At 70.1% G+C, this 22721-nt stretch carries 21 protein-coding genes; 4 read left to right on the top strand and 17 right to left on the bottom strand.

Features of this window, described 5'->3' with window-relative positions:
- Positions 1-29: 29 nt before the first annotated feature.
- The 4 genes from ACIRL2_RS03180 to ACIRL2_RS03165 form a co-directional block, all read right to left on the bottom strand.
- Entirely contained in the window at positions 30-938 is a 909-nt protein-coding gene (locus ACIRL2_RS03180) for an FKBP-type peptidyl-prolyl cis-trans isomerase (protein WP_402229818.1), read from the bottom strand.
- Positions 939-1021: 83 nt separating this feature from the next.
- Positions 1022-1858, bottom strand: coding sequence for an ABC transporter ATP-binding protein (locus ACIRL2_RS03175; protein ID WP_395873020.1), 837 nt, complete (start codon positions 1856-1858; stop codon positions 1022-1024).
- A gap of 146 nt (positions 1859-2004) precedes the next feature.
- Complete coding sequence (pafA, locus tag ACIRL2_RS03170) at positions 2005-3366, bottom strand: Pup--protein ligase (protein WP_355532574.1); 1362 nt, start codon at positions 3364-3366, stop codon at positions 2005-2007.
- 9 nt (positions 3367-3375) lie between these two features.
- On the bottom strand, positions 3376-4605 hold the full coding sequence (locus ACIRL2_RS03165) for an MFS transporter (RefSeq protein WP_402229815.1): 1230 nt from the start codon (positions 4603-4605) through the stop codon (positions 3376-3378).
- A 158-nt stretch (positions 4606-4763) separates the two neighbouring features.
- Between ACIRL2_RS03165 and ACIRL2_RS03160 the strand changes: the two genes are divergently transcribed.
- Positions 4764-5786, top strand: coding sequence for a LacI family DNA-binding transcriptional regulator (locus tag ACIRL2_RS03160; protein WP_395873018.1), 1023 nt, complete (start codon positions 4764-4766; stop codon positions 5784-5786).
- 73 nt (positions 5787-5859) lie between these two features.
- Here ACIRL2_RS03160 and prcA read toward each other — a convergent pair whose 3' ends face one another.
- From prcA to arc, 6 genes are all read right to left on the bottom strand, one after another.
- Positions 5860-6636 (bottom strand): proteasome subunit alpha, encoded by a 777-nt coding sequence (gene prcA / locus ACIRL2_RS03155; protein WP_395873017.1) that lies wholly within the window; start codon positions 6634-6636, stop codon positions 5860-5862.
- A gap of 64 nt (positions 6637-6700) precedes the next feature.
- On the bottom strand, positions 6701-7546 hold the full coding sequence (gene prcB, locus ACIRL2_RS03150) for a proteasome subunit beta (protein ID WP_395873016.1): 846 nt from the start codon (positions 7544-7546) through the stop codon (positions 6701-6703).
- Positions 7498-7917, bottom strand: a complete 420-nt coding sequence (locus tag ACIRL2_RS03145; RefSeq protein ID WP_402229812.1) for an endonuclease VII domain-containing protein — start codon at positions 7915-7917, stop codon at positions 7498-7500. Before ACIRL2_RS03145 ends, prcB begins: the two co-directional genes overlap by 49 nt.
- Before the next feature lie 192 nt (positions 7918-8109).
- Entirely contained in the window at positions 8110-8319 is a 210-nt protein-coding gene (locus ACIRL2_RS03140) for a ubiquitin-like protein Pup (protein WP_395873014.1), read from the bottom strand.
- A gap of 175 nt (positions 8320-8494) precedes the next feature.
- Positions 8495-10000: a depupylase/deamidase Dop gene (dop, locus tag ACIRL2_RS03135; protein WP_395873013.1), complete on the bottom strand. Its 1506-nt coding sequence runs from the start codon at positions 9998-10000 to the stop codon at positions 8495-8497.
- Between the two features lie 220 nt (positions 10001-10220).
- Positions 10221-11987, bottom strand: a complete 1767-nt coding sequence (gene arc / locus ACIRL2_RS03130; protein ID WP_402229808.1) for a proteasome ATPase — start codon at positions 11985-11987, stop codon at positions 10221-10223.
- Between the two features lie 224 nt (positions 11988-12211).
- Between arc and ACIRL2_RS03125 the strand changes: the two genes are divergently transcribed.
- Complete coding sequence (locus ACIRL2_RS03125) at positions 12212-12499, top strand: ferredoxin (protein WP_395873038.1); 288 nt, start codon at positions 12212-12214, stop codon at positions 12497-12499.
- A gap of 33 nt (positions 12500-12532) precedes the next feature.
- Here ACIRL2_RS03125 and ACIRL2_RS03120 read toward each other — a convergent pair whose 3' ends face one another.
- Positions 12533-13234 (bottom strand): hypothetical protein, encoded by a 702-nt coding sequence (locus tag ACIRL2_RS03120; RefSeq protein WP_395873011.1) that lies wholly within the window; start codon positions 13232-13234, stop codon positions 12533-12535.
- A 137-nt stretch (positions 13235-13371) separates the two neighbouring features.
- Positions 13372-14280 carry a tRNA (adenine-N1)-methyltransferase gene (locus ACIRL2_RS03115; RefSeq protein ID WP_402229804.1) on the bottom strand — a complete coding sequence of 303 codons (909 nt, stop codon included), beginning with the start codon at positions 14278-14280 and terminating at the stop codon, positions 13372-13374.
- Positions 14281-14375: 95 nt separating this feature from the next.
- On the opposite strand from ACIRL2_RS03115, the gene ACIRL2_RS03110 reads away from it, so the two are divergent.
- Complete coding sequence (locus tag ACIRL2_RS03110; protein WP_395873009.1) at positions 14376-15551, top strand: M50 family metallopeptidase; 1176 nt, start codon at positions 14376-14378, stop codon at positions 15549-15551.
- Between the two features lie 325 nt (positions 15552-15876).
- Here the strand turns inward: ACIRL2_RS03110 and ACIRL2_RS03105 are convergent, their stop codons facing one another.
- Positions 15877-17310 carry a cellulase family glycosylhydrolase gene (locus ACIRL2_RS03105; RefSeq protein ID WP_395873008.1) on the bottom strand — a complete coding sequence of 478 codons (1434 nt, stop codon included), beginning with the start codon at positions 17308-17310 and terminating at the stop codon, positions 15877-15879.
- Positions 17311-17448: 138 nt separating this feature from the next.
- Here ACIRL2_RS03105 and ACIRL2_RS03100 point away from each other — a divergent pair, with 138 nt between their 5' ends.
- Positions 17449-18363 (top strand): RecB family exonuclease, encoded by a 915-nt coding sequence (locus ACIRL2_RS03100; protein ID WP_402229801.1) that lies wholly within the window; start codon positions 17449-17451, stop codon positions 18361-18363.
- Positions 18364-18382: 19 nt separating this feature from the next.
- Here the strand turns inward: ACIRL2_RS03100 and ACIRL2_RS03095 are convergent, their stop codons facing one another.
- The 4 genes from ACIRL2_RS03095 to ACIRL2_RS03080 all read right to left on the bottom strand — a co-directional run bounded on the left by ACIRL2_RS03095 (position 18383) and on the right by ACIRL2_RS03080 (position 22719).
- Positions 18383-19060 (bottom strand): response regulator transcription factor, encoded by a 678-nt coding sequence (locus tag ACIRL2_RS03095; RefSeq protein ID WP_020552051.1) that lies wholly within the window; start codon positions 19058-19060, stop codon positions 18383-18385.
- Entirely contained in the window at positions 19057-20361 is a 1305-nt protein-coding gene (locus tag ACIRL2_RS03090; protein WP_402229798.1) for a sensor histidine kinase, read from the bottom strand. The genes ACIRL2_RS03095 and ACIRL2_RS03090 overlap by 4 nt, the downstream gene beginning before the upstream one ends.
- A gap of 676 nt (positions 20362-21037) precedes the next feature.
- Positions 21038-21742, bottom strand: coding sequence for an HAD family hydrolase (locus tag ACIRL2_RS03085; protein WP_395873005.1), 705 nt, complete (start codon positions 21740-21742; stop codon positions 21038-21040).
- Between the two features lie 128 nt (positions 21743-21870).
- Positions 21871-22719 carry a putative RNA methyltransferase gene (locus ACIRL2_RS03080; protein WP_402229796.1) on the bottom strand — a complete coding sequence of 283 codons (849 nt, stop codon included), beginning with the start codon at positions 22717-22719 and terminating at the stop codon, positions 21871-21873.
- Between the last annotated feature and the right edge of the window lie 2 nt (positions 22720-22721).

Here is a 22721-nt window from a genome sequence, read left to right as displayed (position 1 = left end):
GATCGCCCGATCCGGTGCGCGACGGGCCGTCAGGCCGCCGTGCCGCCCAGGGCGTCGATGATGTCCACGACGAACACCAGCGGCGAGTTCGGCGGGATCTTCTCGCCGGAACCCTCCGCGCCGTACCCCTTGTCCGGCGGCAGGACCAGCAGCACGCGGCTGCCGACCTTCTGCCCGACCAGACCCTCGTCCCAACCGGTCACGACCTGGCCGACGCCGATCTTGAACGCGGTCGCGCCACCGTGGTCCCACGACGAGTCGAACTTGGTGCCCTTGTCGAACAGCGCGCCGGTGTACTGCGCGACCAGCGTCTGGCCCTTCTGGACCACCGGGCCGGTGCCCTCGATCAGCGGCTGGACCGTCAGCTTGGTCGGCGCGGTCGCGCCCGGCGGGATGGTGATCTCCGCGGCCTTGCCGGACTCCACCTTGGCCACCGGAAGGCCGGCCGGCGGGGTCACCGCGGCGCCCTTGGCCTCCGCCTTGGGGTCGATCGTCTTGGTCGACTTCAGGTCCAGCATCAGCACGACGGCCTGCTTTTCCTGGGTGACCTTGGCCGGCACCACCACGAGCATCCGGGTGCCGGTCTTCTTGCCGATTATCCCCTGCCCGATCTCCTTCAGGAGCTCCTGGCTGCCCGCCTGGAAGACCTCGGGAGTCTTGGTGTCGTACGAGTTGCCCGCGTCCGTGCCGTCCCAGTTCTTGCCGACGGTGTCCGCGACGACGTAATCGTCCTTCTTGATCACGTCACCGGTGCCCTCGATGAGGATCGTGGACGTCGTCTTGTCGCCGGACTTCCCCTTGGGGATCTTGATGTCCGGCTTCTGCCCGAAGGCTCCGGTCACGATCGGTGTAACGGTTTTTCCTCCGTCGTCATCGCCACACGCGACCGCGGTGAAGGCCAGTGCGGGGACCAGAAGGAGCGCAGCGAGACGGCGCACGATGTTCCTCTGCTGAGATGGACAAGGACCGGGACACTCTATGGGGTTCGGATGTGAGGACGACGTGAAGACGACGACCCTGTTCAGGCGACCTCGCGGCCGGGCCGCTTGAGCCGGGCGGCCCAGCGCCCGTCCTCGGCGCGCACCGACAGCGGAATGCCGAAGCACTCGCTCAGGTTGGCGTCCGTCATCACCTCGTGCGCCGGCCCCGCCGCGACCGTCGTACCCCGACGCAGCAGCAGTGCGTGGGTCACCGAGCTGGGCAGTTCCTCCAGGTGGTGGGTGACGATCACCAGGGTCAGCCGCGGCAACTCGCGGGTCAGCGAGTCGATCGCCTCCAGCAGTTCCTCACGGCTGGGCAGGTCCAGCGCGTTGGCCGGCTCGTCCAGGAGCAGCAGCCGCGGGTCGGGCATCAGCGCCCGGGCGATCCGGGCCCGGCCGCGCTCGCCCTGGGAGCACACCGCGATCTCCCGATCCGCCAACCGCTCCAGGCCCAGCAGCGCGATCAGCTCGGCGGCGCGGGCCCGCTCGGCCGGCCCGTACCTGCCGTACAGCGGCTGCACCGTGCCGGTCGCCCCGGTGAGCACGTAGTCGGTCACCTTCAGGTACTCGGGAATGCGCAGCGCCGCGTTGACCGCGCCCACCTGCGCGCGCACCTCGCGCACGTCCACCCGGCCGAGCTGCCTGCCCAGGACGGTCACCGTGCCGTTGCCGGGGAAGCGCAGCGCGCCGGCCAGGGCCAGGATCGTGCTCTTGCCCGCGCCGTTGTGTCCGAGCAGCGCCCAGCGCTCGCCCTCGCGGACCGTCCAGTCCACGCCCACGAGCATGTCCGTGCGCCCGCCGGGCCCGTGCGCCCACACATCCACCGCGTCGAGCTCGAAGACCGGTGGAGCGATGTCCCATGTAGGTGTATCGACCATCGAGCAAGCATGCCAGTCGCCCGCCCGCTCCCGGCCAGGGGAGGGGGCGGGCGACGGCTTCGTCTCACATGCCGGCCGGCGCGGGTCGAGACCGCCGGTCCTCGATCACCGTCGGTGAGCACCTCGCGGCGATCACATGCCGGCGATCACATGCTGGCGATCAACTTCTCCACCCGGTCGTCCACCGACCGGAACGGGTCCTTGCACAGCACGGTGCGCTGCGCCTGGTCGTTGAGCTTGAGGTGCACCCAGTCCACGGTGAAGTCGCGCCGCTGCTCCTGGGCCTTCTTGATGAACTCGCCGCGCAGGCGCGCGCGAGTGGTCTGCGGCGGCAGCGACTTCGCCTCGAAGATCTTCAGATCGTTGCCGATCCGGTCGATCTGCCCGCGTCTCTCCATCAGGTAGTAGAGACCGCGGCGCCGGTGGATGTCGTGGTAGGCGAGGTCGATCTGGGCGACCCTCGGCGAGGACATGGGCAGGTTGTGCTTGGCCCGATACCGCTCGATGAGCTGATATTTGATCACCCAGTCGATCTCGCGCCCGACCAGGTCCAGGTTGCCGGAGTCGATCGCGTCGAGCGTGCGCTCCCACAGATCGAGCACCTTCTCCACGGTGCCGGTGCGGATGCCTCGGCGATCCGCGAACTCCTGCGCTTTGGTCAGGTATTCCCGCTGGATGTCCAGCGCGCTGGCCTCGCGGCCGTTGGCCAACCGCACCTTGCGCGAGCCGGTCATGTCGTGACTGACCTCGCGGATCGCCCGGATCGGGTTCTCCAGGGTCAGATCGCGCATCACGATCCCGGCCTCGATCATCCGCAGCACCAGATCGGTGGAGCCGACCTTGAGCAGCGTGGTGGGCTCGGCCATGTTGGAGTCGCCGACGATCACATGCAGCCGCCGATAGCGCTCGGCGTCGGCATGCGGTTCGTCGCGCGTGTTGATTATCGGACGGGAACGGGTCGTGGCCGAACTGACACCCTCCCAAATGTGCTCGGCGCGCTGGCTCACGCAGTACACCGCACCACGCGGCGTCTGCAGCACCTTGCCCGCGCCGCACAACATCTGACGGGTCACCAGGAACGGGATGAGCACATCGGCGAGCCGGGAGAATTCCCCGTGCCGCGCCACCAGATAGTTCTCGTGGCAACCGTAGGAGTTGCCGGCGGAATCGGTGTTGTTCTTGAAGAGATACACGTCGCCCGCGATGCCCTCTTCGTGCAGCCGCCGTTCGGCGTCGACGAGGAGACCTTCGAGAATGCGCTCACCGGCCTTGTCGTGCACGACAAGTTCCGGCACCGAGTCGCACTCGGGCGTCGCGTATTCGGGGTGGCTGCCCACGTCCAGATACAGCCGGGCCCCATTGCGTAGGAAGACATTGCTGCTTCGGCCCCACGAAACGACTCGGCGGAAGAGGTAGCGCGCCACCTCGTCCGGGGAGAGCCTGCGCTGCCCCCGGAACGTACAGGTGACGCCGTACTCGTTCTCCAGCCCGAAGATGCGGCGGTCCATGCGGCAACATTACGCCGACGACGTGCCGTTCCGGGACAACTCCGCGTCGGTGGTTTCCACAAAATGGATCACGTTTGAAATCAGCCGGCCCCGACCGGCCAGCAATACCAGCAATCCGAGCCCCGCGCCGACGCCCGCGACCGCGAACGCGCCCCGCGCGCCGGCCACTTCCCCGGCCCAACCGGCCAGTCCCATGCCCAGTGCCGAACCCGCCCCGATCGCGGCCACCAGCCACGCGAACGCCTCGGTCACCGTGCCGCGCGGCGCCAACTCGTCGATCAGGGTGAACACGCACGCGATCGCGGGCGCCAGGAACACCCCGGACAGCACCGCGAGCGGCATCATCAACCACGGGCCGGGCACCGCCGTCAGTGGCAGATAACACACCGTCAGCCACAACATGAACCACAACAACCGACGCGCCGGCGGGGTCCGCCAGGCCCGCACCCCGTGCACCAGGCCGCCCAGCAGCGCGCCGAAGGACATCGCCGCCAGGAACACCCCGGACAGCGCGCCGGAATCCTCGTGGTCGGCGTACGCCACGGCCGCGACACTGAGCACCCCCAGCGCGATGCCCGCCAGCGTGAACGCGACCAGGACCACCCGCAGACCGGCCGAACGCAGCGCGCCCGCCCAGTGCGGGGTGTGCTGCTCGCCGCGCCAGATTCGGGAGGGGCGCGCGGTGACCACGATCAGGGTGCCCGCCACCCCGATCAACCCGGTCAGCAACACGGCCAGTTCCGCCGAGGCCACCTGCACCACGACCACCACGATCAGCGGCCCCACGGTGAACAGGATCTCCTGCGCGGCGGCGTCCAGCGCGTACGCCGCCTGCACCCGCTCGGGAGTGAGGACCGAGGGCCACAGCGCGCGCAGGCCCGCTTCCAGCGGCGGCGTGGTGAAGCCCGCGATCAGCACCGCGCCGACGGCGAGCGGCAGTGGGTGGGCGCCCACGAGCGCGAACACGGCGTAGGCCAGCGCCGAGACCAGCGCCGAGCCGAGCAACACGCCGGTCTGCCCGCGCCGATCCATCCACCGGCCGAGTACCGGCTGCCCGGCCGCGCTCGCCAGGCCGTAGACCGCGGACAGCGCGCCCGCGAGCCCGTAGCCGCCGCCGTCCGCGCGCACCAGCAGCAACACCGCCAACGCGCCCATGCCGTTGGGCAATCGGCCGAACAGCGTGCCGCCGAGCAGGCGCGCCGCGTACGGCACCCGCAGCAGGTCCAGATAGGTCCGCATCCGCGGGTACCGCCCTCCCGTGCCGCACCCGACACGTCCGCACACCGTCCAGTCATACGTATGACTTCCGACTACCACTGTGCCTGCCGTCCCGCCGGCATGGCAAGCGGGTTCTACGCTGGGCCCGCCCCGTCCCCGACACCGCGCCCGAGGTCCCCTTGCCGTCGCCCCAGCCCCCCGCCGGTCGCCCGACCAGCAAGGACGTCGCCAAACACGCCGGCGTGTCGCAGTCCACCGTGTCCCTGGTCCTCGCCGACAAATGGCACGGCCGGGTCTCCCCCGCCACCGTCGCCGCGGTCCGCGACGCCGCGGCGACGCTCGGCTACCGGCCCAACAACTCGGCCCGGTCGTTGCGCCTGGGCCGCACCCGCACCGTGATGCTCGTCGTGCCCGTGCTCACCTCGCCGTTCTTCGGCGCGGTGCACACCGGGGCGGCGCGGGTCGCGGCCGAACGGGACTTCGGCGTCGTGGTCTACCCCACCCGCGACGGCATCGACCTGAGCCCGAACCCGTTCTCCTCGGCCGCCATCGACGGCGTACTCGCGTCCTCGATGGCCGTCGAGCCGCTGGACGTGCTGCGCTCGGCCGGGCCGGGCAGCGAGGACCTGCCGCTGGTGATGCTGGACAGCGAGCCCGGGCGCGGCGTACCGACCGTCAACGACGACGTGGCCGAGGGTATGCGCGCGTTGGCCGGCTATCTGGTCGGGCTGGGCCACCGCCGGGTCGCCCGGCTGGGCTCCGCCGTGCGGACCTGGACGTTCCGGGCCCGGGACGACGCCTTCCGGGCCGCGCTGGGGCCCGCGGAGGTGGTCGCCGAGGCCGCCGCGCCGCTGACCCTGGACGGCGGGCGCGAGGCCGCGCTGACGCTGCTCGCGTCGCCGGCCCGGCCCACCGTGCTCGTCTGCGACGACGACCTCCAGGCGGCGGGCGCCTACAAGGCCGCCCGCGCGCTCGGGATCCGGGTACCCGAGGACGTGTCGGTGACCGGCTTCGGCGACCTGCGCTACGCCCGCGTGGTCGAACCCGAACTGACCACGGTCCGGCTGCCCGCCGTCGAACTGGGCGCGCGCGGCATGACCGCGCTGCTCGACCTGCTGGACACCGGCGACGCGGGCCCGGACGTGGTGCTGCCCGGCGAGCTCCTGGTGCGCGGCTCGACCGCGCGGCCCGCGTCCGGCTGAGGCCGCGTCGGTCCCGACACACGTCAGGGCCCGCGCACCGAAGCGGTGCGCGGGCCCTGTGACGTGCGCGGGACTACTCCTCGCCGGCCTCCGGCGTGGCCTCGGGCGCGGTCCCGGCCGCGTCCTCCGCCGCCGCGTCGGCGGCCGGCTCCGCCTCGCCGAGCAGGCGGGTCAGTTGACCGCCCACCAGGCGCTTGAACTTGCGCTGCTGCGGCCGGGTCCGGTCCAGCGTGGCGACCTCCAACTGGGAGGCCGTGATCGAGCGCTTCTCGCCGACACCGTCGCGCGAGAGCGCGTCGACCGCCACCTTGAGCGCGGCCTCGAGGGTGAGCCCCTCACGGTGGCTGCGCTTGAGCTGCTCGGTGATCTGCTCGACGTTGCCGCCCATCGCGACGTAGTTGTGCTCGTCGGCCACCGAGCCGTCGTAGGTGAGCCGATAGATCTGGTCGTCCTCGGGCGCGCTGCCGACCTCGGCGACGATCAGCTCCACCTCGTAGGGCTTCTCGCCGCCGCTGGAGAAGATCGTGCCCAGCGTCTGTGCGTACACGTTCGCCAACCCGCGGGCGGTGACGTCGTTGCGCGCGTACGAGTAGCCGCGGATGTCGGCGTAGCGCACGCCGCCGATCCGCAGGTTCTCGAACTCGTTGTACTTGCCCACCGCCGCGAACGCGATGCGGTCGTAGATCTCGCTGATCTTGTGCAGGGCGCGAGAGTAGTTCTCCGCCACGAACAGGATGCCGTCCGCGTAGGTCAGCACGACCACGCTGCGGCCGCGGGCGATGCCCTTGCGGGCATAGTCGGCCCGGTCCGCCATGGCCTGCTGCGGCGACACATAGAAGGGCGTCGTCACCGTGGAGTCCTTTTCGTCGGAGCCGGTCTCGAAGGGTCGGCTGTTCGGGTCCTCGACATCGGGGTCACGTCAGCGGCGCGGTCGGGCCGTTGGGGTCTTCCATCCGCGCGTCGACCACGGTGCGCACGATCGCGCCCACCTCCTCCGAGGAGAGCCGGCGGATGCCGTCCTCGGTCACCAGGGTCACCACCGGGTAGATCCGCCGGGTCAGGTCCGGCCCGCCGGTGGCGGAGTCGTCGTCGGCGGCGTCGTAGAGCGCCTGGATGCACACCGTCACGATGCCGTCGGCGTCCAGACCGGGGCGGTACAGCTTCTTCAGCGCGCCTCGGGCGAACAGGGAGCCCGAACCCACCGAGTGGAAGCCGTGCTCCTCCGACCGGCCGCCGGTGATGTCGTAGCTGAAGATCCGCCCGGCCCCGCCGTCCACGTCGTAGCCGGCGAACAACGGCACCACCGCCAGGCCCTGCATGGCCATCCCGAGGTTGCCGCGGATCATCTGCGACAGCCGGTTGGCCTTGCCCTCGAGGGACAGCGTGGTGCCCTCGATCTTCTCGTAGTGCTCCAGCTCGACCTGGAACAGCCGGACCATCTCGACCGCGAGGCCGGCGGTGCCGGCGATGCCCACGACCGAGTACTCGTCGGCCGGGAACACCTTCTCGATGTCCCGCTGTGCGATCAGGTTCCCCATCGTGGCGCGCCGGTCGCCGGCCATCACCACGCCACCGTCGAACGTCGCGGTCACGATCGTGGTGCCGTGCGGCGCCTCGATCGTCACGGGCTGCACCGGAGGCGTCCTACGCGCGGGCAACAGTTCGGGCCGGTAGGCGTCGAGAAATTCGGCGAACGAGGACGACCCGGGGGTCAGGAAGGCAGCCGGTAGACGCCCGGTGCCACGAGTGTTGGCTTCCACACGATCCCTTCCACATAGGTTGCGGCCCGGCGCAACGCGTCGGGTCGATCCTTGAACATGCCCAGTGCGGCATTGCAGTTGAAGCAGAGTACGGCTCGGACCCTACCGGTTTCGTGATCATGATCGACGTGTTCGGGCCTGGCTGCGACACAGATCGGACATACGCCCATTTGGTCGGCGAGCATGCGCTGCAGGTCGGCCTCGGTGAGGCCGTATTTGCGCATGAAGTATCCGGCGCGACCGTCGATTTTGCGACAGGATTTACAGTTCGCCGCCGGCCCGTCCCATTGCCGGGAACTTTTATGCCATTCGGAATGCGGTTTGATCCGTTCGCATTTCGGACAACGCTTATGGCCGTCCGGCACATCCACCTTCGGACGAACCTTGAATCCGGCACGCTCCCGCCGGGCACGATAACTCTGCGCATTACGCCTTCGGTTGCACTCACGGCAATAGAATGAAAGCCCGTCAGGACTCGCTGCGTTAGATCCGAAGTCCTGAGCGGGCTTCCATCCCTTACAGTCAGGGCAATTCTTGCCCGATTTCAAATCGGACATTTACCCCTATTCACCACCCTTTTGGACAAATCCCCTAACGAATTCCTCAGCGTTCTCCTCTAGCACCTCATCGATTTCGTCCAATACCGCGTCGACGTCGTCCGTCAACTTCTCCTGTCGTTCCTGCACGTCGGACTGTGCCTCGGTAGTGGTCTCGTCGACCTCTTCCGAGCGCTTTGTCGCGCGCTGTTGACCGCCGCTGTCCTTAGTGGCCATGTCACTCACCCCACCTTGTGATCATTTCCTTGAACCGGTGCTTATCCATTCCCCGGAGGGCCTACACCCCCGATCCCGAAGGAGCGGGGGTGTAGGTGCCAACGAGTGTCGGATGCCAGGTGTTCCGGAAGGGGATTTATCCGTTCATTCGCTTTGTTCCCGCGAACGCGCGAGGTCACCCACCCGTGAGGGCCCGGACCAGATCCTCGGCTGTGCGGCAGCGGTCCAGCAGGTCCTTCACGTGGGCCTTCGTCCCGCGCAGCGGTTCCAGGGTGGGTACCCGCTGGAGCGAGTCGTGACCCGCGACGTCGAAGATCACCGAGTCCCACGAGGCGGCGGCCACCTCGTCGGCGTACTGCTCCAGACAGCGACCGCGGAAGTACGCCCGGGTGTCCTCCGGCGGCAGGTGCACCGCGCGTTGCACCTCGGCCTCGCCTGCGATCCGCTCGAAGCGGTCCTCCAGCTTGTTGTACAGGCCCTTGTCGGGCCGTACGTCCGCGTACTGGAGGTCGACCAGGTGCAGCCTCGGCGCGTCCCACTCGAGGGCGTCCCGCTGTCGGTAGCCCTCCAGGAGTTGCAGCTTGGCCACCCAGTCCAGCTCGCGCGCGAGCGACATCGGGTCGGTCTCCAGGCGGGCGAGCACCGACTCCCAGCGGTCGAGCACGTCGGTGGTGTCCGCGTCGACATCCTTGCCGAACCGGTTCTCCACGTACTTGCGGGCCAACTCGAGGTATTCGAGCTGGAGCTGGATCGCGGTCAGTTTGCGGCCGTTGCGCAGCGTGATGAGCTGCTTGAGGGTGGGATCGTGGGAGACCTCGTGCAGCGTGCGCACGGGCTGGTCCACGGTCAGGTCGTTGCCGAGGAAGCGGTCCTCGATCATCGACAGGACCAGCGCGGTGGTGCCGAGCTTGAGGTAGGTGGACACCTCGGACAGGTTCGCGTCACCGATGATCACGTGCAGGCGCCGGTACTTCTCGGCGTCCGCGTGCGGCTCGTCGCGGGTGTTGATGATCGGCCGCTTGAGCGTGGTCTCCAGGCCGACCTCGACCTCGAAGTAGTCCGCTCGCTGGCTGATCTGGAAGCCGTGGGCGGAGCCGTCCTGGCCGATGCCCACCCGCCCCGCGCCGCAGATCACCTGGCGGGAGACGAAGAACGGGGTCAGGTGCCGGACGATGTCGGCGAACGGCGTGGCGCGCTGCATGAGGTAGTTCTCGTGCGTGCCGTAGGACGCGCCCTTGTTGTCGGTGTTGTTCTTGTACAGCAGGATCTGCTGGCCGCCGGGCAGCTCGGCGGCGCGCCGCGCGGCCTCGGCCATGATGCGTTCGCCGGCCTTGTCCCAGATCACCGCGTCGCGCGGGTTGGTGGTCTCGGGCGCGCTGTACTCCGGGTGGGCGTGGTCGACGTAGAGCCGAGCGCCGTTGGTCAGGATCACGTTGGCGAGGCCGACGTCCTCGTCGGTGAGCTGGCTCGAGTCGGCCAGTTCGCGCGCGAGGTCGAACCCGCGCGCGTCGCGCAGCGGATTCTCCTCCTCGAAGTCCCAGCGGGCCCGCCGGGCCCGCTGCATCGCTGCGGCGTACGCGTTCACGATCTGGGAAGACGTCAACATCGCGTTGGCGTTCGGATGTCCGGGTACGGAGATCCCGTACTCGGTTTCAATGCCCATCACACGCCGGACGGTCATGCGACCCCCTCGTCCCTCACCCGGCCGGTACCCGAGTCACACTCTCCGTGATCCGGGTACACCCTGGTCATGCTGCCGAGCCTATTGCCGTTGGATTGCCTTGGGGATACGGCCGGAACTATTGCCCTGTGCTGACGTGTCGTCCCGGCACGGCGCCGCGGCCCGTGTTCGACCTGAACACGGGCCGCGGCATCGGTGGTCAATCGGTACTCGATCGGGATCAGAGGTACTGACCGGTGTTGGCCACGGTGTCGATGGAGCGACCGGCCTCGTCGCCCTGCTTGCCCGAGACCAGCGTGCGGATGTAGACGATCCGCTCGCCCTTCTTGCCGGAGATCCGCGCCCAGTCGTCGGGGTTGGTGGTGTTGGGCAGGTCCTCGTTCTCCTTGAACTCGTCGACGCACGCGGCGAGCAGGTGGGCCACCCGGATGCCCTTCTGGCGGTGCTCCAGGAAGTCCTTGATCGCCATCTTCTTCGCGCGACCGACGATGTTCTCGATCATCGCGCCGGAGTTGAAGTCCTTGAAGTACAGGGTCTCCTTGTCACCGTTGGCGTAGGTGACCTCCAGGAAGCGGTTCTCGTCGTTCTCCGAGTACATCCGCTCCACCGCGACCTGGATCATCCCGGTGACCGTGGCGGCCCGGTTGCCGCCGTGTTCCACCAGGTCGTCGTCGTGCAGCGGCAGCGAGACCTTGAGGTACTTGGCGAAGATGTCCTTGGCCGCCTCGGCGTCCGGACGCTCGATCTTGATCTTCACGTCGAGCCGGCCCGGCCGCAGGATGGCCGGGTCGATCATGTCCTCGCGGTTGGAGGCGCCGATCACGATGACGTTCTCCAGGCCCTCCACGCCGTCGATCTCGGACAGGAGCTGCGGAACGATGGTGTTCTCCACGTCCGAGCTGACGCCCGACCCTCGGGTGCGGAAGAGCGAGTCCATCTCGTCGAAGAAGACGATGACGGGGGTGCCCTCGCTGGCCTTCTCACGAGCCCGCTGGAAGACCAGGCGGATGTGCCGCTCGGTCTCGCCGACGTACTTGTTGAGCAGTTCGGGACCCTTGATGTTGAGGAAGTAGCTCTTGCCCTGTTCGTTGCCCTGGGCCTCGGCCACCTTCTTCGCGAGCGAGTTCGCGACCGCCTTGGCGATCAGCGTCTTGCCGCAGCCGGGGGGGCCGTAGAGCAGGATGCCCTTGGGCGGGCGCAGCTCGTGTTCCTTGAACAGGTCGGGGTGGAGGTAGGGCAGCTCCACCGCGTCGCGGATCATCTCGATCTGGTTCCGCAGACCGCCGATCTTGGTGTAGTCGATGTCCGGGACCTCTTCGAGGACCAGTTCCTCGACCTCGCTCTTGGGAACCCGCTCGTACACGTAGCCCGATCGGGAATCGAGCAGAAGCGAGTCCCCCGCGCGCAGCGGGGAGTCCATCAGCGGCTCGGCGAGGCGCACCACGCGCTCCTCGTCGGTGTGCCCGATGACCAGGGCTCGTTCGCCGTCCTCGAGCAGTTCCTTGAGCATCACCACGTCGCCGACCCGCTCGAACTCCATCGCGTCGACCACGCTCATGGCCTCGTTGAGCATGACCTCCTGGCCACGCTGGAGTTCGTCGAGCTCGATGTTGGGGCTGACGTTCACCCGGAGCTTGCGCCCGCCGGTGAAGATGTCCGCCGTGCCGTCCTCGTTGGCCTGTAGGAACACGCCGAACCCCGAGGGGGGTTGGGCGAGTCGGTCCACTTCCTCCTTGAGGGCCACGATCTGGTCGCGGGCCTCCCTCAAGGTCGCGACCAATCGCTCGTTCTGTGTGGTCATGCCGGCCAAGGACGTCTGAAGATCGACGACCCGCTCCTCGAGCAAACGGCTCTGGCGCGGTGAGTCGGCGAGCTTGCGACGCAGGACGGCGACTTCCTGCTCTAGAAAAGAAACCTGGCTTACGAGGTCGTCCGTACCCCGAGCCGGCCTCCCACCACGGTTCATGTCGTCGTCGTGGACTGCCACGGCCCTCACCTCCTCCTGGGAGCTGCGACGTCTCCGACCCTACCTACGGCAGGAGGGGTTGAAACCCCTTGATCAGCAAGACTGTCCGGGCGTGTCCGATCTTCACCCGTGCGATTGCCCCCACGCTTGTGAGGATCAGATACCCACCTCACCACCTCGGGAAGCAGCCGCGAGTAGGGTCTGTTGGTCGCGTGTCGATACGAATCGGTGAAGAGAGAGGCCGCATGTCCGCGGAAAACGAACCCCTCGAGGTCTGGATCGATCAGGATCTCTGCACCGGGGACGGCATCTGCGTCCAATACGCGCGAGAGGTCTTCGAGCTGGACATCGACGGCCTCGCGTACGTCAAGGGCGACGACGACGAGCTGCGCACCGAGCCGGGCGCGGTGGTCCCGGTGCCCGCGCCACTGCTGGTGGAAGTGATCGACGCCACACGCAAGTGTCCCGGCGATTGCATCCACATGCGTCGGGTTTCCGACGGCGTCGAGGTGTATGGGCCGGACGCGTCCTGAATTCCGCTTCGTACGCCCCGGTCTGGCGACGCGTCAGATCCGTTGGGCACCGAGCGGGGTGAGACGCCAACGGAGCGTGCCGTCGACGTCGGGGCAGCAGCGGGGGACGTCCGGGCCGGACCAGCCCAGGGTGTGCGCGGTGATCGAGTCGCCGTCCCGGGTGACGTCGCTCACCAGCAGGCCCTCGTCGGTGTCGAGCAGGGTGGCCACCAGCCGGGGTGTGCCGGTGTCCGCGGCGGCGTAGGCCAGCAGCGCGGCGGGTGGGGAGCCGGAGCCGGCCGCGCACTCGACCCGGACCACGGTGGGGCCGGTCGGGTCGGTCAGCACGGTCTTGAGCTGTGCGCCCACGCCCGGGCAGTCGATCGGGAAGTCGATCCGGGCGAGCTCCGCCTCGGTGGGGCCGCCGGCGGATCGGCTGCGGGAGATCGGCACGGCCTGCGCGGCCTCGGGAGCGTGACCCGCCGCCTGCCCCTGATGCGACGTGCTCGTGGTGTTCTCCCCCGGCTGGATGGTGCGCGGCGCGGCCGGTGGATCCTGCTGATTGGGCCGGTCCCTGGCGGGCGCGGTGACGCCCGGTATGCCGCCGTCCAGGGAGGCCGCGGCCCAGATCACCAGGCCGGTGCCGACGATGAGTGCGAACACGATGGCCGCGGCGGCGAAGGCGATGCCGTTGCGGACGTCGGGGACCTCGACGCGCCGGCGCGCGGAGGTGTCGGATGGTGCGTCGGTGGTCACGAGCCCGCGGGTACTGTCGCCGCGCGCGGGCCGGGTCTCAGGGTGATCGTCCGCCACGGTGGACGACCTTATGGGGCGGGCCGGGTCCCGGTACAGGGTCCCGGCCCGCCTTGTCTCAACCATTGCCTGACGATGGGTCAGGGTTCGAGCGGGGTACCGGCCTCCGCGCCGGGGCCGGCGTAGTCGTCGCCGTAGGAGCCCTTGGACGGGCGGCGCCGGCGCAGCGGCGGCTCGACCCCGTCGGCGAGGCGCCGGGCGGTGACCAGGAAGCCGGTGTGGCCGATCATCCGGTGGTCGGGGCGGACCGCGAGGCCCTCGACGTGCCAGGAGCGGACCATCGACTCGAAGGGCTGCGGCTCGGTGAAGCAGTTCATCACGCGCATGGTCTCCACGGTGCGCGAGAGCTGCGTGGTGGTGGCCACGTAGCAGCACACCAGGCCGCCGGGCGCGAGCGCCTTGTAGACCGCGTCCAGGCACTCCCAGGGCGCGAGCATGTCGAGGATCACCCGGTCGACCCCGGTCTCCACGAGGTTGTCCTGGAGGTCGCCGACGGTGAGCTTCCAGGCGGGGTGGGGGGCGCCGAAATAGCGCTCGACGTTCTTGCGGGCGATGTCCGCGAAGTCCTGTCGGCGTTCGTAGGAGGCGAGCTGCCCGGTGTCGCCGATGGCGCGGAGCAGGAAGGTGCTCAGCGCGCCGGAGCCGACGCCGGCCTCGACGACGCGGGCGCCGGCGAAGATGTCGGCCATCGCGAGGATCTGGCCGGCGTCCTTCGGGTAGATCACCGCGGCGCCGCGGGGCATGGACAGGACGAAGTCGGGGAGCAGAGGTCGCAGCGCGAGGTAGTCGGTGTTCCCGGTGGACCGTACGACGGTCCCTTCGGGAGCGCCGATCAGCGCGTCGTGTTGAAACGAGCCCTTGTGGGTGTGGAACGCCTTGCCCGCTTCGAGCGTGAAGGTGTGGTGGCGGCCCTTGGGATCGGTCAGCTGAACCTGGTCCCCGACCTGGAAGGGTCCGCGCCTGCGCGCGGCACCGGTCGGTTCGGACATGGGGGTCAGCCTAGTCGGTCGTGGACGACGCTCCGACGCGTGGGTGCGGGCCCCGTGGGGGTCAAACCGGGACTCGGTTGCATAGCATCTTGGACGTGACTGATTCGAGCAGGCCGCAGGGACGCAGGATGCGGCAGGACGACGCCCCGCGCCGGGAGCCGAGGCGTGGCCTGCTCATGGGGCGCCCCTTCGGGGTGCCGGTCTATGTCGCGCCGACGTGGTTCGTGATCGCCGCGGTGATCACCGTGTTGTTCGCGCCGACCTTCGAGAGCCTGTTCCCGGATCTGGGTCCGTGGCGGTTCGTGTTGTCGTTCGGCTTCGCGGTGCTGTTGTACGTGTCCGTGCTGGTGCACGAGTTGGCGCACGCGGTGACGGCGCTGCGGCTGGGCTTGCCGGTGCGGCGGATCACCATCCAGTTCCTGGGCGGGGTGTCCGAGATCGACAAGCCGGAGACGGCCCGGCACGAGTTCCTGGTGTCGGCGGCGGGTCCGGCGTTGTCACTGCTGCTCGGTGGCGGTTTCTGGGTGATCGGTCTGGCGCTGGACGTGGACACGCTGGCGGGGCGGATGGTCGCGTTGTTGGCGGTGTCCAATCTGCTGGTGGCCGCGTTCAACCTGTTGCCGGGGCTGCCGCTGGACGGTGGCCGGATGTTGCGGGCGGTGGTGTGGCGGGTCAGCGGGCGGCCGTTGGCCGGCACGATCGCGGCGTCCTGGGCGGGTCGGGTGCTCGCGGTGGTGGTGCTGATCGCGGCGGCGCTGTGGTCGCTGGGCGCGGACGCGGGAGCGCGCACGTACACGTTGATCTTCGGTGCGTTGGTGGCCGGATTCATGTGGGCGGGTGCGGTGCAGTCGCTGCGCGCGGAGCGGCTGCGGGAGCGGTTGCCGGAGTTGCGGGTGCGGTTGTTGACCCGGCGGGCGATCCCGGTGGCGGCGGATGTGCCGTTGTCGGAGGCGCTGCGGCGGGCGCACGAGGAGGGTGCGCGCGGGCTGGTCGTGGTGGATCGGGGCGGGGATCCGGTCGGGGTGGTGCGTGAGGCCGCGGTGTTGGCGACGCCGGAGCACCGCAGGCCGTGGGTGGCGGTGGGGCCGTTGGCGCGGGATCTGGGGCCGGGGATGAAGGTGGGCGCGGATCTGGCCGGGGAGGATCTGCTGGTTGCGATGCGGGCGGCGCCGGCGAGTGAGTACCTGGTGGTGGAGCGGGACGGCGGGGTGTACGGGGTGTTGTCCCGGAGCGATGTCGAGCATGCGTTTTTGGCCATGATGCGGGGTTGAGGGCGGGGTTCTTCGGCCTCACTCGCCGGCCGGGCTACTTGGCCTCGAGCGCCGGCCGGGCTGGGTGGTCGTCGCGGTTGCGGTCGGTGGTGCTCGGCTCTGTTTGGCCTCGAACGCCGGCCGGGCTGGAGGGTTCGTACGGCTTTGGCGTGGTGGTTGCGCAAGTGGTGCTTGGCTTGTTTTGGCCTCACCGCCGGCCGGGCTGAAGGGTTCGTACGCCTTTGGCGTGATGGTTGCGGTGGGTGGTGTTCGGCTTGGCTTCAAGCCCGGCCGGGCCGACGCGGCGCCGGCCGGGTCTGGTGGTGATGCCTGCCGGCTCGGGGGGTCAGGGAGTGATGGTGATGGTGTAGCGGCCGTCTCGGGTGGTGGTGATTCGGGCCGTGTTGTCGCGGGTGTCGGTGTGGGTGCGGCCGGGGCCGGTGACGCGGATGGTCGGGGGCTTGGCGTAGACGTCCTTGGGGAGGGCGATCTCGGTGGGGCCCTGGGCGCCCCGGCGGGTGGTGAAGGTGAGCGTGTAGGTGCGGGTGTCCGGGTTGTAGCCGAAGCTCTCGGGATTGCCGGCCACGGCGCGCGCGTAGGGCTGCACCAGCAGTTTGTTGTTGGGCTTCATTCGGCCGTCGGCGTCCAGCGTGCAGTAGCCGCCGCCGTTGCACCATTGCCAGCCCGCCCAGCCGGTGCCGAATCGGTCCATGGCCGCGGTCATCCGCTTGTAGAACAGCGGGATGTTGGGCAGCGACTGGTCCGGCGGCCCCCACTCCCCCACGATCACCGGGAGTTTGTTCGCCTTCGGGTAGGCGGTGATCGCGGCCTCGTAGTTCTCGATGAAGCCGCCGTCGGGGTCGTAGTCGGCGCCGGTCTCCATCGCGGTCTCGTAGAAGTGCGGGGCGTAGACGACCTTGTCGTCGGTGATCGGGCCGAGCGCGGTGGGCAGACCCAGGCCGACCACGGGGGTGGGTTCGACCAGGATCCAGTTGCGTCGGTCGACCAGGCGGATCGCGTCGGTGAGCCGGTTCCACATGTCGGTGATCTGGGTCGATTCGAGCCGGGCGGCGGCGGTGGGGATGTCCTCGCCCTCGCGGAAGCGGCCCATCGGCTCGTTCATCAGGTCGTAGCCGAGCACGGCGGGGTGCCGGCCGAATGTGGCGGCGACCTTCATCCACATCTGCGCGTGCGCGCGTCGCAGGTCGCGGTCGTTGTACAGGTGATCGAAGGCGGCCTGCACGCCGGGCGTGTAGTACTCGGCGAACCAGTCGCCGGGGACCGGCTCGTACGGCAGGCCCTCGTCGCGGGTGGTCCATTCCGGGTTGCCCCGGTGGTCGTTGAAGTACGGGCCGTAGATGTCCTGGTGGGCGTCCAGCACGACCTTGATGTGGTACTTCTCCGCCCAACCGAGGATGCGTTCCATCCGGGCCAGGTAGTCGCGGCTGTAGCGGCCGGGGCTCGGTTCCAGGTCGTCCCAGAAGAACAGCACCCGGGCCAGGTTGAAGCCGCGGTCGGAGAGTTCGCGGAACTGCTTCTCGGTGACGTCCTTGAACGCCTCCGCGCCCCGGTGTTCCTTGTCGCCGATGTTGAAGCCGCGCCACTGGGTGGCCCGGCCGCGCTCGTCGGCGATGAAGGTGCGGTCGCCGACCGTGATCTTGTCCGGCCCGCGGCCGTGCCGGTCCTCCTGCGCGGACGCCGGGGTGGGCAGACCCGCCAGGAGCAGGCCGCCGGTGATCGCGGCGGCCACGTGCAGCCGGGTGCGGGTGGGGACGCGCATGGGACCTCCGTCGAGGTTGCGGATGGGGTGTGTGGGACCCGTGGTGCCGGGACTCTACTGAGCGGTAGTGGCGATTGACAGAGGCGCTCCGCCCCTCGGGCGCTCAGGGTGTCGCCCCGCACGCTTAGGGTGGTCGCCATGAGTGTCAGCCCCTCCGAGACCGCCTCCGACGAGGACACCCCGGCCGTCGAGCCCGCCGGCGACACCGCGGGTGTCGTGGTGCCCGCCCAGGGCGGTGAGCGCGGGCCCCGGCCACCGGTGTCGTTGTCGCCGTCCCGGGCCGCGGACTTCATGCAGTGTCCGCTGCTGTACCGGCTGCGGGTGATCGACAAGCTGCCGGAGAAGCCGAGCGCCGCGGCCACGCGCGGCACGGTCGTGCACACGGTGCTGGAGCGGCTGTTCGACCTGCCCAGCGGCGAGCGCACGCCGGAGCGGGCGGTGGCGATGGTGCGGCCGGCGTGGGACGAGTTGCTGGCCGAGCGCCCGGAGTTGGCCGAGTTGTTCGGCGAGGACGTCGCGGGTCTGGGTACCTGGTTGCAGGACGCGGACAAGCTGGTCGAGCGCTACTTCACGCTGGAGGATCCGAACCGGCTGGAGCCGGCCCGGCGCGAGCTCTACGTGGAGACGACGCTGGAGGACGGCCTGATCCTGCGCGGGGTCGTGGACCGGCTCGACGTGGCGCCGGCGGGCGATCTGCGGGTGGTGGACTACAAGACGGGCAAGGCCCCGTCGCCGATGTTCCAGGACAAGCCGCTGTTCCAGATGAAGTTCTACGCGCTGGTGTTGTGGCGGCAGCACGGCCGGGTGCCGCGCCGGTTGCAGCTCGTCTATCTGGGCAGCGGTGACGTGATCACCTACGACCCGGACGAGGGCGAGTTGCTGGCGGTCGAGCGCAAGCTGCGGGCGCTGTGGCAGGCGATCGATCTGGCGACCCGGACGGGCGAGTGGCTGCCCCGGAAGTCGAAGTTGTGCGGGTGGTGCGATCACCGGGAGGTGTGCCCCGAGTTCGGTGGCACACCTCCGGTGTATCCGTTGCCCGTGGTGCCCGCGTAGCCGCCGGTCGCCGCCCCGGTCAGATCGCGCCGGGGCGGACCAGGCCGCTCTCGTAGGCGTAGACGGCGGCCTGGACCCGGTCGCGCAGGCCGAGCTTGGTCAGCACGTGGCCCACGTGGGTCTTGACCGTGGTCTCGCTGACGTACAACTCGGCGGCGATCTCGGCGTTGGACATCCCGCGCGCGACCAGGCGCAGCACCTCCACCTCGCGTTCGGTGAGCATCGCGAGCGTGTCGGGCGTGGGGTCCTCGGCGGAGGGCAGCCGTGCGGCGTACATGTCCAGGAGCCGCCGGGTGATGCTCGGCGCGAGCAGCGCCTCGCCCTCGGCGATCACCCGGATCGCGGTGACCAGGTCGTCGGCGGGCACGTCCTTGAGCAGGAAACCGCTCGCTCCCGCGCGCAGCGCCTCGACCACGTATTCGTCGAGGTCGAAGGTGGTGAGCACGAGCACACGGGCGGTGTTCTCCCCGTCGCGGCCCGATCCGGCGATCCGCCGGGTGGCCTCGACGCCGTCCATGCGGGGCATGCGGATGTCCATCAGCACCACGTCGGGCTGCAGGGCGCGGACCTGTTCGACGGCCTGTTCGCCGTCGGCGGCCTCGCCGACCACGGCGATGTCGGGCTCGGCCTCCAGGATCATCCGGAAGCCGGTGCGCAGCAGTGGCTGATCGTCGACCAGGATGACGCGGATCGTCATGGGCGGGTCTGCTCCAGTCGGTCGGGGGCGACACCGTCCGGCGGGGCGGCGGTGTCGGCGGTGTTCGTGGTGGACAGGGGGATACGCGCGAGGACCTCGAAGCCGTCCTGGACCCGGGGCCCCGCGTACAGGCGTCCACCGTAGAGGGAGACCCTCTCACGCATCCCGAGCAGGCCGTGCCCGGTGCGGTCGCCGGTGGGTACGGTGCTGCCGCCTCGGCCGTCGTCGGCGACGCGGACCAGGAGTTCGGTGCGGCTGTAGCGCAGGAGCACCCGGGCCTCGGCGGGGCCTGCGTGCTTGAGCGTGTTCGTCAGGGCTTCCTGGACGATCCGGTAGGCCGCCAGGTCGATGCCCGGCGGCAGCTCGCAGGGGGCGCCCTCCAGGGACAGCTCGACCGGGAGCCCGGCCTCGCGGACCTGGGTGACCAGCGTGTCGAGTTGGTCCAGGCCCGGCTGGGGGGCGTTGTGGCCCTCGTTGGGCCCGCCCACCACGTCGGTGGTGTCGCGCAGGATGCCGACCAGGCGACGCATCTCCACCAGCGCGCCGCGGCCGGTCTGCTCGACCGCGGCCATCGCCTCCTTGGCCCGGTCCGGATTGCGCGCGACCATCCGCTGCGCGGCGGAGGCCTGCACGGTCATCACCGAGACGTGGTGGGCGACCACGTCGTGTAGTTCGCGGGCGATCCGGCCGCGTTCCTCGGCGATCGCGGCGCGGGTGTCCGCCTCGCGGGTGCGCTCCAGGCGGTCGGCGCGGGCCTCGAGTTCGGCGGTGTAGGCGCGCCGGAATCCGACGCTGCGGGCGAACGCCCAGACCGCGAACATCGCGGCGAGGTTGGCGACGATGTCGAGGAACTCCACGTCGCTGTCGCGCAGTGCGAGCCACGCGATGGTGGCGCTCTCGGTGAACGCGAGCGCGCAGGCGGCGGGCACCCGGGAGCGGCCGACCGCGACCGCGTACAGCGCGACGATCTGGCCGATCCCGGCGCCGGCGGATTCGTAGTTCGCGCCGGCCAGGATCAGCCCGGCGACGCTGACCGCGATCAGCACGCGCAGCGAGTGCGCGCCGCGCCACAGCAGCGGGACGGCGGTGAGCACGGCGAGCAGGATGCCCCACACGTCCGGGTCGCGGACGTCGTCGCGGCCGAGTTCGTGGAAGTACAGGCCGCCCACGGCGAAGACCGTCAGCAGCAGCACCAGTGCCAGGTCGAGCACGGTGGGGCGCGGCCAGGGTTGGCGGGTGTCGCGGCGGAGTTCCTGGACGAAGTCGGCCAGGCAGGCCCGTGATCGGGCGAGCCGGGGCACCGATGGGTTCGGTCCGGGCGGGGCTGAGGTCCCGGCGGGGGTGTCCGGGGCTGGGGTCACGGCGCGCACATCTCTTACGGTAGAGCCCTTGGCCGGGGGTTAAGACCCCTCAGGGGCCCGGTCTCGTCCCCTGGGAGGAGCGGTGGGCCGATCTCCTCCTCGGGGCGGAGTCGCGGGCCGTACTCAACGGTGTGGCGGCGCGGGCGAGGGGGTGCGGCGAACGCGAGGGACTTCCCTGAAGCCCTGCCGTTCGCGATCACCAACACTGGACAACACACGGGGAACCCGGAAACGGGAACCGCGGGGATGTACTACGGGGGTAGTACGGGGGTCCGATCCTCTCGGGGTTCGGACGGAGCACGACCGGGAGACCTCTCGGCGGTCACGGGGACGGGGGAAACCGCCGCCGGGAGGTCGACAGGACCGACGGGGAAGCAGTACGGGTCGGAGCACGGGGGCTCCGGCACGGGGGAACGCAGTACACGGGGAAAACGCGGTACCGCAGTACACGGGGGAACGCAGTACGGGGGAAACACGGGGATGTGGGAGCGGACGGGCCTTCGGGCCCGTCCGCTCCCACCTGTTTGTGCCGACGGTGTACGGCGGGGGTCGGCACCCGACCGCCTCGGGTTCGGCGCGCGGGGTGCGGGGCGCGGCGCGTGGGGGCGCGGCCGGCTCAGCGGGCGACGCGGGAGCGGACCAGTTCGCCCAGGAAGGCCAGGTCGACCTCTTCGAGGGAGTCGACCACGGTGCGCGTCGGCGCGGGCGTGATCGGCGTCATGCTCGGCACCGCCAGCACGACGCAGCCGGCCGCCTCGCCGGAGGCGATGCCGGTGGGCGAGTCCTCGACGACCACGCAGGACCACGGCTGGACGTCCAGCCGGCGGGCCGCGGTCAGGTACGGATCGGGGTGTGGCTTGGTACGGGCGATCTCGTCGCCGGCCAGGGTGAAGCGGAAGTGGTGGGCGCCCAACGAGGGCAGCACCGCGTCGACGATCACCCGCTGGGACGCGGTGACCAGCGCGCACGGCACGCCGGCGTCGTCGACCTCGGCGAGCAACCGTTTGGCGCCCGGGCGCAGGTCCACGCCGTCGCGCAGCGCGGCGACCATGCCGGTGTTGATCCGGTGCTCGAGTTCGGCGGGCGCGACGTCGAGGCCGGAGACCGAGAGAAGGTAGGCGACGGCGCGCTCCATCGGGCTGCCGAGCAGGTGCTCGGCGTGCTGCGCGGTGAGGGTGAAGCCGAGGTCGGCCATGACGGCGGTCTCGGTGGCGAACCAGTTGCGTTCGGTGTCGACCAGGGTGCCGTCCATGTCGAACAGGACCGCCCCGAGGCCGTGGCCCGGGCGTGCTCCGGTCGTGGTCGTGAGCGCTGCCGTCATCGTGTGGCCGCCTCTCCCCCGGTACGGGAAATCGTGGTGTGGATGGGGTGGGTCGATCTCCTCACGCGGGTTCTCCATGGGTGCGATCCGCCGGTTGGCTCCGGCGGGTCCTCGATTGTGCGGCCCCGTCAGGGATTGGGCAACCGCCGAACGGGGTCGTATGCGGAAACGGTGACCGAAGCGGTCACGGCGAGCGGGTTCGCCAGCTCCGCGATCGTGGAGCGCAGCCGGCCGGGGTCGGTGTGCCAGGCGCTGGGGCCCATCGCCACCACGGTGGCGATGGCGGTGTGGTCGAGCGCCATGGTGAAGGTGTGCGTGTGCCGCTCGCGCACGGTGAACCAGGGCGCGAGTTTGGCGTCGATGCGTTCCTGTTTGTCCGGGTCGACCTGGAGCAGGCCGAGCGCGGGCACCAGTTCGGCCAGGTGTCCCGTGGTGGGCGCGGCGACCAGCAGGGTGCCCTCGGCGGCCAGGATCCGGTGCAGTTCGGGCGGGTTGCGCGGGGCGAACACGTTGAGCACCCGTGCCGCGGCGCCGGTGCGTACCGGCAGCGGGCGCCACGCGTCGCAAACGGCGGCGCCCATCCGCGGGTGTGCGCGGGCGGCCCGGCGCAGCGCGTACTTGGAGATGTCCAGGGCCAGCCCGTGCCGCTCGGGCAGCGTGTCCAGCACGTGGGCGAGGTGGTGTCCGGTGCCCGCGCCGACGTCGACGAGGGCGCCGGGCACGGCGCCTGCGCTCGCGGCGGCCAGCGCGTCGCCGATCGGGTCGTAGTGGCCCGCGCCGAGGAAGTCGACGCGGGCCGCGACCATGGCGGCGGTGTCGGCGGTGCCGACCGAGCCGGTGCCGGTGAGCAGGTTGACGTAGCCCTGCTTGGCGACGTCGAAGCTGTGCCCGGCGGCGCAGCGCAGGGTGTGGTCCGCCGCCGCCAGGTCCGCGCCGCAGTGCGGGCAGGCGAGGGTTCCTACGACGTCGCCGAGCATGT

The organism is Embleya sp. NPDC127516 (assembly GCF_044765325.1).
Lineage (GTDB): Bacteria > Actinomycetota > Actinomycetes > Streptomycetales > Streptomycetaceae > Embleya.
The sequence above is the reverse complement of the archived record's forward strand: the minus strand, read 5'-3'. Positions and strand labels throughout refer to the sequence as shown.

Excerpts from the sequence above, each read along its gene's own strand:
- ACIRL2_RS03175 (WP_395873020.1), bottom strand. The coding sequence starts at position 1,858 with ATGGTCGATACACCTACATGGGACATCGCTCCACCGGTCTTCGAGCTC.
- pafA (WP_355532574.1), bottom strand. The coding sequence starts at position 3,366 with ATGGACCGCCGCATCTTCGGGCTGGAGAACGAGTACGGCGTCACCTGT.
- ACIRL2_RS03165 (WP_402229815.1), bottom strand. The coding sequence starts at position 4,605 with ATGCGGACCTATCTGGACCTGCTGCGGGTGCCGTACGCGGCGCGCCTG.
- ACIRL2_RS03140 (WP_395873014.1), bottom strand. The coding sequence starts at position 8,319 with ATGGCCACTAAGGACAGCGGCGGTCAACAGCGCGCGACAAAGCGCTCG.
- dop (WP_395873013.1), bottom strand. The coding sequence starts at position 10,000 with ATGACCGTCCGGCGTGTGATGGGCATTGAAACCGAGTACGGGATCTCC.
- ACIRL2_RS03125 (WP_395873038.1), top strand. The coding sequence starts at position 12,212 with ATGTCCGCGGAAAACGAACCCCTCGAGGTCTGGATCGATCAGGATCTC.
- ACIRL2_RS03115 (WP_402229804.1), bottom strand. The coding sequence starts at position 14,280 with ATGTCCGAACCGACCGGTGCCGCGCGCAGGCGCGGACCCTTCCAGGTC.
- ACIRL2_RS03105 (WP_395873008.1), bottom strand. The coding sequence starts at position 17,310 with ATGCGCGTCCCCACCCGCACCCGGCTGCACGTGGCCGCCGCGATCACC.
- ACIRL2_RS03100 (WP_402229801.1), top strand. The coding sequence starts at position 17,449 with ATGAGTGTCAGCCCCTCCGAGACCGCCTCCGACGAGGACACCCCGGCC.
- ACIRL2_RS03095 (WP_020552051.1), bottom strand. The coding sequence starts at position 19,060 with ATGACGATCCGCGTCATCCTGGTCGACGATCAGCCACTGCTGCGCACC.
- ACIRL2_RS03085 (WP_395873005.1), bottom strand. The coding sequence starts at position 21,742 with ATGACGGCAGCGCTCACGACCACGACCGGAGCACGCCCGGGCCACGGC.
- ACIRL2_RS03080 (WP_402229796.1), bottom strand. The coding sequence starts at position 22,719 with ATGCTCGGCGACGTCGTAGGAACCCTCGCCTGCCCGCACTGCGGCGCG.